The organism is Nostoc sp. PCC 7107, from assembly GCF_000316625.1.
Lineage (GTDB): Bacteria > Cyanobacteriota > Cyanobacteriia > Cyanobacteriales > Nostocaceae > Nostoc_B.
In genome coordinates this window covers 1132771-1147653 of the sequence record NC_019676.1, presented here as the reverse complement: position 1 = coordinate 1147653, position 14883 = coordinate 1132771, and the positions used below count along the sequence as shown (strand labels likewise).

Genomic DNA, 14883 nt, shown 5'->3' with positions numbered 1-14883 from the left:
TCGCAACCATCGTGTTGAGAGTTCCGCTAATAAATACCCCCAATTGATGAAGTTTTTACACCTTTAAAAAGCAAATAGCTGAACATGTAATAGACATCTGGTAGAAATTAATTCTGCGTTACCCGCAACCTTTGACCAGACGTAGCATCGCTAGGTCTCTACATTCTTTGTTGGAGATGTCTAATGATAGCTAGACTAGGGCGTAATTTTTTCACACACACTAGAAATTCCAAAAAAACTCAACGCCCACCAAACTATATACGTAAATTGAGCGCATTCAAACCAAGTAAAAGTAAACACGATATAGGCTACTGCTACTGTTTCGATACCTTGGTAGGGTGACTTGATAACTAGCCACAGACAAAATCCTAACAGCACCAAGTAAACAACTAGTCCCAAAACACCTACAGATAAAATAGTATCTAAAATTAAATTGTGTGCTTTCACGGTGATGAGTGCTTGTGTCTTACGCTGTCCATCCGAATTTTGATAGTCGAAAGTAAACTCACCTAAACGAGTAATTTTCAACCAATGAGAATTGATGATATGTGGATAAGCAGTCCCAAAGCCATTCATACCCCAACCTAGTAATGGGCGTTGACTAATACCACGCGCTGATAATTCCCACAAATACAGTCTGTCAGAGGTAAGTTGTTTGAGAACCTTGGTAGTGTTATCAAAGTTGAATTGATTGAGTGCTTCAAGCTGGCGAGTCGATGAAACTGCACCGATAAACAACAAAGCCACCAACACGGCGCAAAGTATAAATCTGGCTACTTTTTTGTTAATACCTGACTGGTAAAACCAGTAAACTCCAGCTACCAAAAAAGCTAATATCCCTGCCCTAGTCTGGGTAAGCAGCAAGGCTGGGATAATCAAAATACTAGCTATCACAGCATCACGAGTACAAATCCACCGCCAGCGCCAGCCGATAAGGGTAATAACTGCTACTCCTGCTAAAACAAATGAAGCGTGACCACGATGGGAATACAAGCCAATTGGTTGCTGATTTTGAAAGATGGTACTCGCCAGAATATTATCTCTGAGTAATTGTCCACTGGTGGCGGTGTAGTCGATGCGCCAGTTAATAGTTTGTGGGAAAATGCTAATTGCTAGGATGACACCGCCAATTACTAAACCTTGCAGTTGAGAACGGGCTAGTTGTGGTTGCTGTCTGAGTAGTAGGTTATTGCTGAGGGCGAAGATGGCGATGAGTAACCAGTAAAGCAAACCATCACCCATCTGTTCTTGACCGAATAGGGAACGCCAGGGGAAAGGACTAGCGAGAGTTGCAATTAACCCAACTCCGAGAAATATTTCCCATAACAACCTGTTGAGAGACTATTTATAAAGTAAATCTTTAGACGACAAGACGACGCAACATAATCCGAGTCATAACAGCATATATAGCAGCTTCACTCATTTCGGGTAGGCGCTCATAATCTTTGCTGAGACGATGATATTGGTTAAACCACCCAAATGTTCTTTCGACTACCCAACGTTTCGGTAAAACCTGAAATTCTGACTCGGTACGCCGTATGACTTCAACATGAGCTTGGATCATCAACCAAACACAAAGAGCAAACTTATCACCGTCATAACCGGAATCAACCCATAAAACTTCAACTTTCTCAAGTAATTCAGGACGCTCCTCTAACAATTCCATCAAAGCATAGGCAGCAAGCACTCGCTCTGGGGCATTTGCTTCACTTACAACCACTTTCAACAATAATCCCAGGCTATCAACCAAAGTCTGTCGCTTTCGCCCTTTTACCTTTTTACCGCCATCAAAACCGTACACATCCCCCTTTTTTGGTCAGTTTTAACTGACTGACTGTCTGCGGCGAGGGCGCTGGGTTGTGTTGATTTACCTAATTTTAAGCGAACCTGACCGCGTAATGAATGGTTTAATTTTTCCCATACCCCTTTGCGCTGCCATTTGCGGTAGTAGTTGTATACAGTTGAGCTGGGCGGGAAGTCTCCCGGAAGCATATTCCATTGGCATCCTGTCTTCAGGTGATAGTAGATAGCGTTGCATACCTCCCGCATATCAGTTGTGCGCGGGTGTCCTCCTTCTTTCGCTGGTGGAATCAAGGGGGCTAGGATTTCCCACTCCATATCTGTTAAGTCTGTGGGGTAAGACTTTCGCGCCATACCTAACTATGTAAATACACTACGTTTAATGTATCTTATCGTTGTCATAACTCTTTTCTTTTCGCTTTTAGATTTACTTTATAAATAGCCTCTAACATAAGTGGTAGATGCCTCAAATAATCTTTTGGAGATGCTCAATTCTTCACTGTTGTAAAATGTTACTACAGCTTGTTAAGTACAAAATATTAAGTTGGCAGATTTGGATGTAATTATCTTTGCTTAAGCTAAATTTAGAGCTTTTTTTAATAAGAGATAACTGCAAAGTTACTGAAATACTGTATGAAGTTGCTCTAAATAAAATCATCCAAAATCAGTAAATTATTAAATAAATATAAAGATAAAGCTGCACTAATGACTAAGCAAAACTCTACTTTAGGTCTAGACACCATCCCACTCCAAATATCTTCTATTTATTTTGTGTTGTAATATTGTATTACTTTGTAAGTGACACCATAATCTGAGCAAAATGCTAAATTTGTTTATGGTTCAAACCTCTTTTAACCAAAAATTATCGGGCTACCGATCGCAAGGATCTGATACGAACATTGAGGCAGATATTCATCTGTTCGCTCGTCTACGGCAACTTTCACTCAAGCAGCGCTTAGAAATGTTCGCTGCTCATGAGCGTGGAGTGAAGAAACTTTGCCTTGCAGGAATTAAATCCCGACATTATGGAGCGCCAAAAGAGGAAATTCGTTATGTGTTTGCTCGTGCTGTACTAGCAGAGAAATTTCGGGTTGATTTTCACTTTTTTGGTGTTGATGAAAATATGTGGATTCAAGATTCAATTTCACTCGCAGGAGAGCTACACCAACTTTTTGAATCAATTAGTATTTCTTACTTTGTGAGTGGTGGTGTTGCTGCTTCGTTGCATGGTGAACCCCGTTCAACTCGCGATCTAGATTTAGTAATAGAAGTCCAACCTGAGCAGATCGATTTGTTGGTGGCGACGCTTGAAGCAGCACTTTATTATTGCCCAGCAGGTGCAGTTGAGGATTTAAAGAAGGGACGTGAGCAGGTGCTTAATATCACGCACACTGAAACTATTGCCAATGCTGACCTATATATTACTGATGTTTCGCCGTTTGCAGTGTCGCAGATGGCACGCCGCAGGTTAATTAACTTAGAAGGAATACCAAGGTTTTGGGTTGCTTCGCCAGAAGATACGATTTTACAGAAGTTGCAATGGGGTAGAGGGAGCCAATCTGAAAAACAGTGGCGTGATGTGTTAGGGATACTCAAGTTGCAAGCACAAAATTTAGACTATTCATATTTGGCAGAATGGGCAGAACGATTGAATTTAGTTGATACTTTGAGTCAGGCATTTATTCAAGCAGGTGTGTAATCTTTTTTTGGAATAATGAAATGCGATCGCACCAGAGTTGAGGAACGGATTCCACTTGAGTTGGAGAGGAAAATATAAAAGGGTGTAGGGTAGAGAAAATTCTGCTCCTTGTCTTTATTGATAGAATCACTATGGTGATATTTAAATCTATCTCAGCCTGATGAAAGATCGCACACAAAACCCACAAACCTCTTTTCAACGTCCTGAACTGCTTGCGCCAGCAGGCAATTGGGAATGTGCTAAAGCTGCTGTCGAAAATGGGGCTGATGCGATTTACTTTGGGTTGGATAGATTTAACGCCAGAATGCGGGCGCAAAATTTTACAGAAGCCGATTTACCGCAATTGATGCAGTTTCTGCACCTGCGGGGTGTAAAAGGCTATGTCACGGTTAATACATTGATATTTCCCCAAGAATTAGCCGCAGCGCAGCAATATCTCCGCACAATTATTGCGGCTGGTGTAGATGCGGTAATTGTGCAGGATGTTGGTATTTGTCGTCTGATTCGTCACCTCTCACCAGATTTTCCTATCCACGCTTCCACTCAGATGACTATCACCAGTGCGGCTGGAGTGGAATTTGCCAAATCTCTCGGTTGTCAATTGGTAGTCTTGGCACGGGAATGTTCTATTAAAGAAATTCAGAAAATTCAGCAAGCAACTACTTTACCGTTAGAAGTTTTTGTTCACGGTGCTTTGTGTGTCGCCTATTCTGGTCAGTGTTTGACGAGTGAAGCGTTAGGCGGACGTTCGGCTAACCGGGGTGAATGCGCCCAAGCTTGTCGGATGCCATACAATTTAATCGTTGATGGTGAAATTGTCGATTTACCGGAACGCAAATATTTATTGAGTCCGCAAGATTTGGCTGGGTTGGAAGTGTTACCTGATTTGGTGAAGTCTGGGGTGACTAGTTTGAAGATTGAAGGTCGGTTGAAAGCGCCGGAGTATGTGGCGAATGTTACCCGCGTTTATCGAGAAGCTTTGGATAGGGTGATGGCGGAGTTGGATGAGAAGAATGGAATCAACAAAGGTGTTGTATCTTCTCATGAAAATAATGAAAAAACGAACCACAGAGAACGCAGAGGAATAAGAGTTAAAGAGGATTTATCTGTAAGTTCAGATAAGTACAATTTGGAGATGGCGTTTTCTCGCGGACTTTACACTGGTTGGTTTAACGGGATTAATAATCAAGAATTAGTTCATGCGCGGTTTGGGAAGAAACGCGGGGTTTATTTGGGCGAAGTTACCCGCATTCGTAATGAACAAGTAACGATTAAGTTAGAAGCACCAGTCAAACCAGGAGACGGAATTGTCTTTGACTGCGGTCATCCAGAGGCGAAGGAAGAAGGCGGTCGAGTTTATACGGTGACGCAGAAAGGTCAGGAAGTTGTACTGACTTTTGGCAAAGATAATCTCAACTTCCGACGGCTGCATGTGGGTGATAAAGTTTGGAAAACCAATGACCCAGAACTAGATAAGCAACTGCGTCAGAGTTTTGCTGGCGACAACCCCCAATTTCAGCGTCCGATAGCTTTGGAAATTTATGGCGAAGTTGGGGAATTGTTGAGTGCGATCGCTCGTGATGAACTTGGTAATATTGTACAAGTAGAATCGGCGATCGCCCTAGCCCAGGCACACACTAAACCTTTAGATACAGAACGCTTGCGAGAACAGTTCGGTCGTCTGGGTAACACTCCCTTTTGTTTAGGAACTTTAACTAATCATCTCCAGGGCGCTGTCATGGTTCCCGTGAGTGAGTTAAACCGGATGCGTCGAGAAATTGTCTCCCAGTTAGAAGAGTTACGCAGTCAACCCAAACGGTGGGAGCTGCGTTCTAATATTTCCTTGCAAGACTTACTTCCGGCTAAATCTTCTTCATCTCCAGTATCTCCTTCACTCATAGTTTTAGTCCGCAACCTTAAACAACTCCAAGCCGCCTTAAATACTGGTGTGGAAACTCTCTACTGTGAATTTGAAGACCCCCGCACCTACCGCCAAGCTGTACAACTAGTGAAGGCGAACGGTCGTTCGCCCCTACCTCAAATCTGGGTTGCACCTCCCCGCATTACCAAACCTGGAGAAAACTGGATTTTACAACAAGTACAGGCGGCAAATGCTGACGGCTATTTAGTTCGGAATTATGATCAGTTACAATTTTTTGGTGCAGATAAATGTGTCGGTGATTTCTCACTTAACGTTGCTAATGCTTTAACCGCAGATTATTATAAACAGCACTTTGGTTTAGAAAGACTAACAGCATCCTATGACTTAAATATTGCTCAATTAGAAGACTTACTTAGCAGTTGTCCACCACAATGGTTTGAAGTGACAATTCATCAACACATACCGATGTTTCACATGGAACATTGTATTTTTTGTGCGTTTCTTTCAGATGGTACAGATTATACCAACTGCGGCAGACCCTGCGATAAACATGAAGTCAAATTACGCGACCGTGTTGGTAGTGAACACGTCCTTCAAGCCGACGCAGGTTGCCGAAACACTGTATTTAATGGCACAGCCCAAACCGGAGCCGAATACGTACAACGTTTGATAGAACTGGGTTTACGCCATTTCCGCATTGAATTTGTCAATGAAACACCAGAACAGGTGACTAAAACAATACAGCGTTACCGTCAGCTACTCCAAGGTGAGATTTCTGGTTCGCAACTTTGGCGAGAATTGAAGTTACAAAATCAATTAGGGGTTACTCGCGGCCCCTTGGGTTTATCTACAGTTGGCGGTGGGAGGAAGTTGTAGCAGGAGGCAGGAGTTCAAAGTCACACTAGTGATGGCTTTTGAGCTTTTTTGATAAAAAATATTGCTGATGACTGGGGGGAAAGTCTTCTAAAACGCCAAAGATTTGATAGCCGAGACGTTGGTAAAAACCCAAAGCTTGAAAACTAAAGGTATCTAGATATGCGTGTCCACAGCCGCGTTGTTTCGCTACTTTCTCAGCCTCTAGTATCATTTTGCTACCATATCCTTGATTTCGCAGTGTCTCAGATACTCACAGATGGGAAATATACAGCCATTCCCAATTTGTTTGACCAACTAACCCCGCAACAATGGTAATATCAGTATCCCGTACCCAAATAGCTAGAGGCTCGCTGACATCTGGCTGTGTTTGACTATTGTTGTATTCTACCAGATGGCTAATGACAGTATGAATATCTTTTGCATCAGGTTGATCATCAACTGTAATTTTTAGATGTGTCATCTTAGTCATTTGCACTAAATGGCGCTAAAATATCACGGAATCCCACGGTCACAAAGTTGTCTTTCCCATAAAATTAGGAGCGAAGCCTCTGTAAATCCTTCAACTGTCTTAAGGTAGAGGTTTTGTAGCGGATTTGAAATTATATCCAGATTAGGCCTGTAGCATCTATAACGCTAGTAAGATTTTTATGAATTCCCGGATTCGCTTTTTAATGTGTCCTCCTGACCACTATGATGTGGACTATGTGATTAATCCTTGGATGGAAGGGAATATTCACAAATCCTCACGCGATCGCGCCGTCGAACAGTGGCAAGGTTTATATCAAATACTCAAAGAACACGCCATTGTAAATTTAGTCACACCGCAGAAAGGTTGGCCTGATTTAGTTTTTACTGCCAACGCGGGTTTAGTTCTCGGTGATAATGTTGTACTAAGTCGGTTTTTACACAAAGAACGTCAGGGAGAAGAACCACACTTCAAACAATGGTTTGAAGAAAATGGTTATACAGTCTATGAACTGCCAAAAGATTTACCTTTTGAAGGTGCTGGTGACGCACTTCTAGATAGAGAAGGACGTTGGTTATGGGCAGGATATGGTTTCCGTTCTGAGTTAGATTCTCACCCCTATCTCGCTAAATGGCTGGATATTGAAGTTTTATCTCTGCGTTTAATTGATGAACGGTTCTATCACTTAGATACTTGCTTTTGTCCTTTAGCTAACGGCTATTTACTTTATTATCCCGGCGCGTTTGATTCTTACTCCAACCGCTTAATTGAAATGCGCGTCGCCGCAGAAAAGCGCATAGCCATAGCTGAAGCCGATGCAGTCAACTTCGCTTGTAATGCGGTGAATGTTGACAGCATCGTGATTATGAATAAAGCCAGCGAAGCTTTAAAATCTCGTTTGGCGGAAGTTGGTTTTCGAGTTCTAGAAACCCAGTTAACCGAATTTCTCAAGGCTGGTGGTGCAGCTAAATGTCTCACCTTGCGGGTAACTGAACCAGTCCGAGATGAAATTCATGCGAATGTTTCTGTAGAAAGTCGGATTATTCGTCTAGAAGGACATTTGCTAGATTCTGGTTTAATTAACCGTGCCTTAGATTTGATTGTTGATACAGGCGGAAGCTTCCAAGTGTTGAATTTCAACTTGGGAGAACAGCGCCAAAGTACCTCGGCGGCTGAAGTGAAGGTATCTGCACCATCTCACGAGGTGATGGAAGAAATCATCTCCTTGTTGATTGATTTGGGTGCGGTAGACTTACCCCAAGATGAACGGGATGCCAAACTGGAACCTGTGATTATGGCAGGTGTAGCCCCTGATGATTTCTACGTCAGCACAATTTATCCGACGGAAGTGCGGATAAATGGGCAATGGGTGAAGGTGGAAAATCAGCGGATGGATGGCGCGATCGCCATTACTCAAAACGCTCATGGTATAGTGGCACGGTGTAAAATTCTCCGCGATTTGGAAATTGGCGAACAAGTCGTTGTCGATGTTCTGGGTATCCGCACCATCCGCAAAACCGAATCGCGGGAACAACGCAACTCCCAAGAATTCAGCTTTATGTCGGCGGGTGTTTCCAGTGAACGCCGAGTGGAATTAGTCGTGGAACAAGTCGCTTGGGAATTACGTAAAATCCGCGATGCTGGCGGTAAAGTAGTTGTCACGGCTGGGCCTGTGGTTATTCATACGGGTGGTGGCGAACACCTCTCACAGCTAATTCGGGAAGGGTATGTGCAAGCCCTATTGGGGGGAAATGCGATCGCTGTCCATGATATTGAGCAAAATATGATGGGGACATCCCTCGGTGTGGACATGAAGCGGGGCGTTGCAGTGCGGGGTGGACACCGCCATCACCTGAAAGTAATTAATACTATGCGTCGTCATGGCAGCATTGCTAAGGCTGTAGAAGCGGGGGTAATTAAAAGCGGCGTGATGTATGAATGCGTCCACAATAACGTCCCCTTTATTCTGGCTGGTTCTATTCGAGATGACGGGCCTTTACCTGATACCCAAATGGATTTGATTAAAGCCCAGGAAGAATATGCCAAACATCTCGAAGGTGCTGAGATGATTTTGATGCTGTCATCCATGCTGCACTCCATTGGTGTGGGGAATATGACCCCGGCTGGTGTGAAAATGGTCTGTGTGGATATTAATCCAGCTGTAGTGACTAAATTGAGCGATCGCGGTTCTGTGGAATCAGTGGGTGTAGTTACAGATGTGGGCTTATTCCTCAGTCTGTTGATTCAACAGCTTGATAAGTTGACAAGTCCTTATCGTGCAGTGGTAGGTTAAGAATAGTTTCGCGCAAAGAAAGGAAATGGCTAGAGTCGCTTTCACAAGAGAGTTACAAGTTAATTTGGTCAGTTTTATTGCTGATTTTCTGCTGGCGGGCATGGTTTTTGGCCCGCCAGTTGCTCCTTTCTTGGCTGCGTCTGGAGTATGGTTACTTGGGGGTATTGCGAACATCATTTATTTCATGGGGAATCATGTATGTCCGCAACCAGATATGGGCTTAGATTTAGCACCCCCATTTATCATGGCTGTGTGTATGCGGTGTTATGGCACTGTCACAGGGTTGTTAATGACCCGCCTACTGTATGCTGTGACTGGCGGTAAAGGCTTTTATTGGTTAAGCCAATATGGTTGGAATGGTGCGGCTTTCGCTAGTGTCTTGATGATGGCTTACCCATTGGAATTGGCAGCACAAGTTTTTGGCTTGTGGGATTTTAATAATTACTTAGTTACACCTTTTGGGTTAATGACTGGTTTGGCTTGGGGTTTGTTTACGATGCCGATTTTGCATGGTGGGCAGCGTAGTCAGCTTTTTTGAACGCCAAGTAGCTCCAAGGTTGACGCAGAAGAGCGCAGAGGTTTAAAAAAGTCAAGACATCTGCATAGCATAAAATATGTATAAAAGCTAGATACATGAATACAGAAGAATTTTTATTAAGTATTAATATCAATGAGCAATAGATTCATTGACGAATCCGGCTGAAGATAGCTTTAATATTCAGTTAAAATCGGCGATTATCCTTGTATAAATGAGAGGTGATCTGATTTTTGCATGATTTGTACTTGAATGAGTACGATTATCAGCAACTGATACAGCTTAGGATAATCTCATCCTAGAGGTTGCAGTTGATGGACAAACCCAAAACTCAGATAAATTGAGTAACGCATCCTACCGTTTTTTAGCTTTTGTCTTTCTACTGACTGTCTACCTTGGAGTTGATGCAGTAGATATTAGGGGCATTTATGGTTATAGGGAATACAATGTGTTACCCAGTCAAGTCTGATAAACTTGTGCCTTGTCTAATCACAGCCTTTTAGTTGTAATTGTCCGGATTAAAAAACCCAACTGTCAAATTTATGGAAGTTAAAATGCAAGAACCGGAATTCGCAGAAACAAAATCCACAGAAGCAGCAGTGGCAGATATCAACAGCCAAACAGGAACCATTACTAAACTCCAGCCTCCTGCTCAACCTCAAGAGGAATGGATAAAATACGGAGAACAGATTTCTGGCTTTTTAGGAACACTGCCTGAATACCTCGGTGGCTTCTTCAATAAATACAAGCAGCCCTTGGTTAGTGTTGGCTTAATTTTGACAGCACTTATCGCAGTTAAGGTACTTTTGGCAATATTAGATTCTTTGAATGACATTCCTTTGGTAGCACCTACCTTTGAGTTGATTGGTATTGGTTACTCTGCTTGGTTTATTTATCGCTATTTACTCAAAGCTTCAACCAGGAAAGAACTAACCAACGAAATTACAACTCTTAAATCACAAGTGGTTGGCAGAAACGCTCAATAACTAACTCTCACTGCAATTTAATTTAAAACACGGAGGTGAGGGCAGTGGTTTATACTGCCCTAGCTTCTTAAAGACTCTCATCTAACTGCTGACTTACTGGGATGATAATTCGTTAGTGAGTTTACCTGTGGATAACGAACTTTGTCCAGGCGATCGCACAATATTCTCAGAAGAAATTTTATCTAGCCTGCCCAATTTGACTAATGCCTGATGCACCATTGCCGCTACTTCCGCACGGGTAGCTGCTTGATTAGGAGCCAAAAATTGCGGATTACTATCGGTAATTACCAAACCATTAGCTGTGGCGATCGCTATTTTGTCTACAGCATATTTAGGAATATTTTTAGCATCTTGATAAATACTTAACACCTGTGACGGTTTCGCTGATTGTTTAAGATTCAACCCACTCACAAGCGCTACTAAAACTTGCACACGGGTAATATTTTGCGTTGGTTTAAAATTTTTGTCAGGAAAGCCTTTTAAAAATCCTGCACCTACAGCGCGATCGATTGCGGGTGTTGCCCAATATTTGGTTGATACATCTTTAAACGGGACAGAGTTTTTACTCAGTTCTGTGTCAAAAGCTTGCTGGAGAATAGCCGCGAATTCAGCGCGGTTCACAGGCTGATTTGGCCTGAACGTATAATCGGGAAAACCCTTGATAATGCCACGAGCCGAAAGAGCGTTAATAAACCGAGTTGCCCAAAAATCAGTGGGTACATCGTTAAAGGCAATGGGGGGCGGAATAATCGATTTTTGCTCCGCTGGGGTAACTAAAGGTAAAGGCGATGATTGAATTGATAAGTCTGAGTTTCTAGATGTAGAAAAAGGTTTCGGTCTAGGTGATGAATTTAGCGGAGTTACTGGAACGGATGGAAGTATCAAAGGAGAAGGAGGGCTGGGTTCAGGAACTATATTCTTGGGCGGTAACGGTACAGCCTCAAGTTGAGAATTTGCCTTTGGTTGCACCTGAGAAGCGGGAGAATTGACTGTGGGACTTGGTTGAGGTTTACTGGTTGAACTTGGTGATGGCGACAAAACTATATTGAAGTTCCAGCTATTATCCCGTCGAGAAAATGACCACAACAGAATTCCCCCGATCGCCACAAAGGCAACCAAAATGGCAATAAATTCATCAAAACCAAGGGTTGTGTTGTCAGATGACTTGGGAGCGGAAGGCGGTAAATTGGTCATCGTGTTTCCCTGGAAGCAATCAAGTTTATTTTGAGAAATTAACCTAAAAAATGAGGAAGCCTAGGTGACTAAAGTCGTAATTATACAAACAAAACCCGCACAGGCGGGTTTAACAGCTTAGTTTTCAGACATTATCCCAAAGCATTTATTTCATACTTCTTACTTCTTACAGCACTCTTAAGATACTGGCAATCCTATCAATTGCTTCCAGATTTTGAATTTCATCCAAAGCTTGGCGGAAGTCGCCTTCTTTTACATCATGGGTAACAACCACAATTTCTGCTAATGCGCCTTGAAAGCCAGTTTGCACAACAGATTCTAAACTCACACCATGATTACCAAAGCAAGTACCTAATTTACCAATGACACCAGGGTGGTCTTTGGTAAGGAAACGGGCGTAAAAACGGGTGACTAATTCAGCAATGGGGGTAACTTGACAGTAATCTTCATGTCTACAGCTAAGTAGGGGATTTGGTACAGCAGAGTTACTCTTTAGGGCTGCTACTAAATTTAAAATGTCTGAGGTGACGGCGCTGGCTGTTGCACCTGCACCTGCACCCGGCCCAAAAAACATCACTTGACCGATGGGTTCGCCTTCTACAAGAATGGCGTTATAAACACCGTTAATAGTGGCTAATGGGTGAGATTTCGGTACAAAGGTAGGATGAACTCTCACAGACAACTGAGAGTTAGCGTTGTTTTGGTATTTAGCGATCGCTAATAATTTAATCACAAAGCCCAATTTTTCGGCGTAGTTAATATCTGTCTTGCTAACTTGCCGAATTCCTTCACAATAAACATCTTGTAAATTAATGCGTCCCCCAAAACCCAAAGATGCCAAAATTGCGATTTTATCGGCTGCATCTAAGCCATCGACATCTGCCGTGGGGTCAGCTTCAGCATAGCCCAAACGTTGAGCATCAGCTAACACATCACCGAAGTCGCTACCTTCAGTTTGCATCCGCGTCAAGATATAGTTAGTCGTACCGTTAACGATGCCAATAACAGTGTGAATGCGGTTGACGCTTAAGGCTTGCTTTAAGGGTTGAATTACTGGAATTCCCCCGCCAACAGCCGCTTCGAGCATTACATACACACCAGCTTCATTGGCGGCGTTAAAAATTTCTGCCCCAAACCGCGCGATCGCGGCTTTATTCGCTGTAACTACGTGTTTACCATTTTTGATAGCTTGGAGAATCAGCGATCGCGCCGGTTCCAATCCCCCCATCACCTCAACTACAATATCTATGGACGGATCATTGACAATCGCTGCCAAATCTGTAGTTACAACTGACTGTGGTAATTCTACCGCACGGGGTTTGTCCTGCGATCGTACACCTACTCGATAGATTTCCACTTCCTCTAACAGTGGATGACGGCCAACAGCATCTTGTAGTAGTTGCACCGTACCCGTACCTACTGTACCTAATCCTAGTATTCCTAGCTTTACACCCACAAACTTTTCATCCAATATATTTAGTGCTGAGTGCTGAGTAGTTAAAAGTAGTTAGCACTCACTTCCACCACCAAGACTCTTTTCTCAGTAAGTATATATAAAAAACAATTGTAGGGTGAGCATCGCTCACCCTACAGATTATCTTGCTTTTAGTTGTCTTTTGTCAGCTGTCTTAATCTGTTGACTAATAACCAACTTAATAAGTTTCTACGTGCCAGCGACCAGCTTTCTTGAGTTCCTTCTGGTAATCACTCCAGGTTACGCCTTCCTTGCCAGCAGCAGCAGTTAAAGCCGCATCAATCCCATCTTCCATACCGCGTAAACCGCAGATATATGTATGGGTTTTTTCGTTTTTAATCAACTGCCACAGTTCATCAGCGTGTTCTGCTACACGGTCTTGAATGTACATTCTACCGCCTTGGGGATTCTGCTGTTCGCGGCTGATAGCATAAGTCAAGCGGAAGTTATCAGGATACTTTTGCTGCATTTCTTCCAACTCTTCTTTATAAAGAATGTTGGGAGAGGTTGGCACGCCAAAGATCAACCAAGAAAATCCTTTAAATTGGTATTCTGGGTTAGCTGCTCTTTCTGCATCCTTAAACATCCGCCACAGATAAGCACGCATAGGCGCAATACCTGTACCAGTTGCCATCATGATGACGTTAGCTTCAGGGTCATCGGGTAATAACATTTCTTTACCCACTGGCCCAGTGATTTTTACCTCTGCGCCTGGTTTTAGGAAACACAGGTGTGTAGAGCAAACACCATAAACTGTTTCCCCACTTTCTGGGTGCTTATATTCCAACTGGCGAACGCACAACGAAACTGTTTTGTCATCTACATCATCACCATGACGAGTAGAAGCAATAGAGTATAGTCTGAGTTTTTCTGGTTTGCCGTTTTTGTCCAAACCAGGAGGAATAATCCCAATACTTTGACCTTCGATGTACTTTAAATCACTACCAGAAAGGTCAAATTTAATATGCTGAACAATACCAATCCCGTTTTCTCCAACTAACGGATTATTAGATATACACTTACCGATAAATGGAGCATTGGGACGATAAGTGTTTACAGGAACGTCAGCGTGGGCTTTTTTGGCTTTCGCTTGAGTCATGGTGTTGCCTTGGTTATCCTTATTCTTTGGCTGTTCTTCAGCTGGTGATTTAGCAAAGCCTTTAGCTTCACTTTTCACTTTCACAGGTGTGGCTTGACCATTCCCCCCACTGTTAGCAGTCTCCACAGGTGCAGCATTTACAACTGGAGTTTGACCATTGAGTTGCTCTAGAACACTTGCAGGTTGAATGCTAACAATTGTGCCGCCTAGGCGAGTGATACGTCGCATTTCTTCATTCATGCGGTTGTAAGGCACTCTGATGAACACACTGCCACTTTTACGAATTGGGTAGTTCGTTTGATCAGTTTCTTCGTTCTGACGCAGACCCACCACTTCGTAAACGAAGATGCGGCTACCTGATTCTGTGTTGGCAGCACCCTCAACAGCACCTTGATTGTACATTCGTTCTATCACTCCGATATTTACTTAACCGTTTTTCAAAAAAACTATTTCCCATCACTAGCCAGATTTTAGTGTATCGGATTTTTGGGTACCAAAACTAGCGCGTTGGGAAAGAGGCATCACAAAATGATACCTTGCTAAGTACACTCACCTTCAGACAAGCAGGTATTGCAATGA

At 43.0% G+C, this 14883-nt stretch carries 12 protein-coding genes; 5 read left to right on the top strand and 7 right to left on the bottom strand.

The window, feature by feature from the left end:
* Positions 1-195: 195 nt before the first annotated feature.
* Together NOS7107_RS04880 and NOS7107_RS27575 are read right to left on the bottom strand one after the other, a co-directional pair.
* Complete coding sequence (locus tag NOS7107_RS04880) at positions 196-1329, bottom strand: O-antigen ligase (protein ID WP_015111876.1); 1134 nt, start codon at positions 1327-1329, stop codon at positions 196-198.
* 31 nt (positions 1330-1360) lie between these two features.
* Positions 1361-2154 (bottom strand): IS5 family transposase gene (locus NOS7107_RS27575; protein WP_085999800.1). Its coding sequence is split into 2 segments (ribosomal slippage): positions 1361-1815 and positions 1815-2154, totalling 795 coding nucleotides; the frame shifts between segments, so codons are not numbered across the junction.
* Between the two features lie 481 nt (positions 2155-2635).
* On the opposite strand from NOS7107_RS27575, the gene NOS7107_RS04865 reads away from it, so the two are divergent.
* Positions 2636-3499, top strand: coding sequence for a hypothetical protein (locus NOS7107_RS04865; RefSeq protein ID WP_015111874.1), 864 nt, complete (start codon positions 2636-2638; stop codon positions 3497-3499).
* Between the two features lie 160 nt (positions 3500-3659).
* Positions 3660-6257 carry a U32 family peptidase gene (locus NOS7107_RS04860; protein ID WP_015111873.1) on the top strand — a complete coding sequence of 866 codons (2598 nt, stop codon included), beginning with the start codon at positions 3660-3662 and terminating at the stop codon, positions 6255-6257.
* Positions 6258-6282: 25 nt separating this feature from the next.
* Here NOS7107_RS04860 and NOS7107_RS29265 read toward each other — a convergent pair whose 3' ends face one another.
* Both NOS7107_RS29265 and NOS7107_RS29260 read right to left on the bottom strand, forming a co-directional pair.
* Positions 6283-6495: an N-acetyltransferase gene (locus NOS7107_RS29265; protein WP_301280999.1), complete on the bottom strand. Its 213-nt coding sequence runs from the start codon at positions 6493-6495 to the stop codon at positions 6283-6285.
* A gap of 12 nt (positions 6496-6507) precedes the next feature.
* Complete coding sequence (locus NOS7107_RS29260; RefSeq protein WP_253274512.1) at positions 6508-6717, bottom strand: hypothetical protein; 210 nt, start codon at positions 6715-6717, stop codon at positions 6508-6510.
* A 187-nt stretch (positions 6718-6904) separates the two neighbouring features.
* Here NOS7107_RS29260 and NOS7107_RS04850 point away from each other — a divergent pair, with 187 nt between their 5' ends.
* The 3 genes from NOS7107_RS04850 (at position 6905) to NOS7107_RS04840 (ending at position 10537) form a co-directional block, all read left to right on the top strand.
* Positions 6905-9016, top strand: a complete 2112-nt coding sequence (locus NOS7107_RS04850; RefSeq protein ID WP_015111872.1) for a TIGR00300 family protein — start codon at positions 6905-6907, stop codon at positions 9014-9016.
* Positions 9017-9041: 25 nt separating this feature from the next.
* Positions 9042-9554, top strand: a complete 513-nt coding sequence (locus NOS7107_RS04845) for a DUF2085 domain-containing protein (protein ID WP_015111871.1) — start codon at positions 9042-9044, stop codon at positions 9552-9554.
* 551 nt (positions 9555-10105) lie between these two features.
* Positions 10106-10537 carry a CAAD domain-containing protein gene (locus tag NOS7107_RS04840; protein ID WP_015111870.1) on the top strand — a complete coding sequence of 144 codons (432 nt, stop codon included), beginning with the start codon at positions 10106-10108 and terminating at the stop codon, positions 10535-10537.
* Between the two features lie 93 nt (positions 10538-10630).
* On the opposite strand, the gene NOS7107_RS04835 is transcribed toward NOS7107_RS04840, so the two are convergent.
* From NOS7107_RS04835 to petH, 3 genes are all read right to left on the bottom strand, one after another.
* The gene (locus NOS7107_RS04835) at positions 10631-11731 is read right to left on the bottom strand and encodes an S-layer homology domain-containing protein (protein ID WP_015111869.1); all 1101 of its coding nucleotides are present in this window, start codon (positions 11729-11731) and stop codon (positions 10631-10633) included.
* Positions 11732-11897: 166 nt separating this feature from the next.
* Positions 11898-13187, bottom strand: coding sequence for a homoserine dehydrogenase (locus NOS7107_RS04830; RefSeq protein ID WP_015111868.1), 1290 nt, complete (start codon positions 13185-13187; stop codon positions 11898-11900).
* 196 nt (positions 13188-13383) lie between these two features.
* On the bottom strand, positions 13384-14706 hold the full coding sequence (gene petH, locus NOS7107_RS04825; protein ID WP_015111867.1) for a ferredoxin--NADP reductase: 1323 nt from the start codon (positions 14704-14706) through the stop codon (positions 13384-13386).
* Positions 14707-14883: the final 177 nt, after the last annotated feature.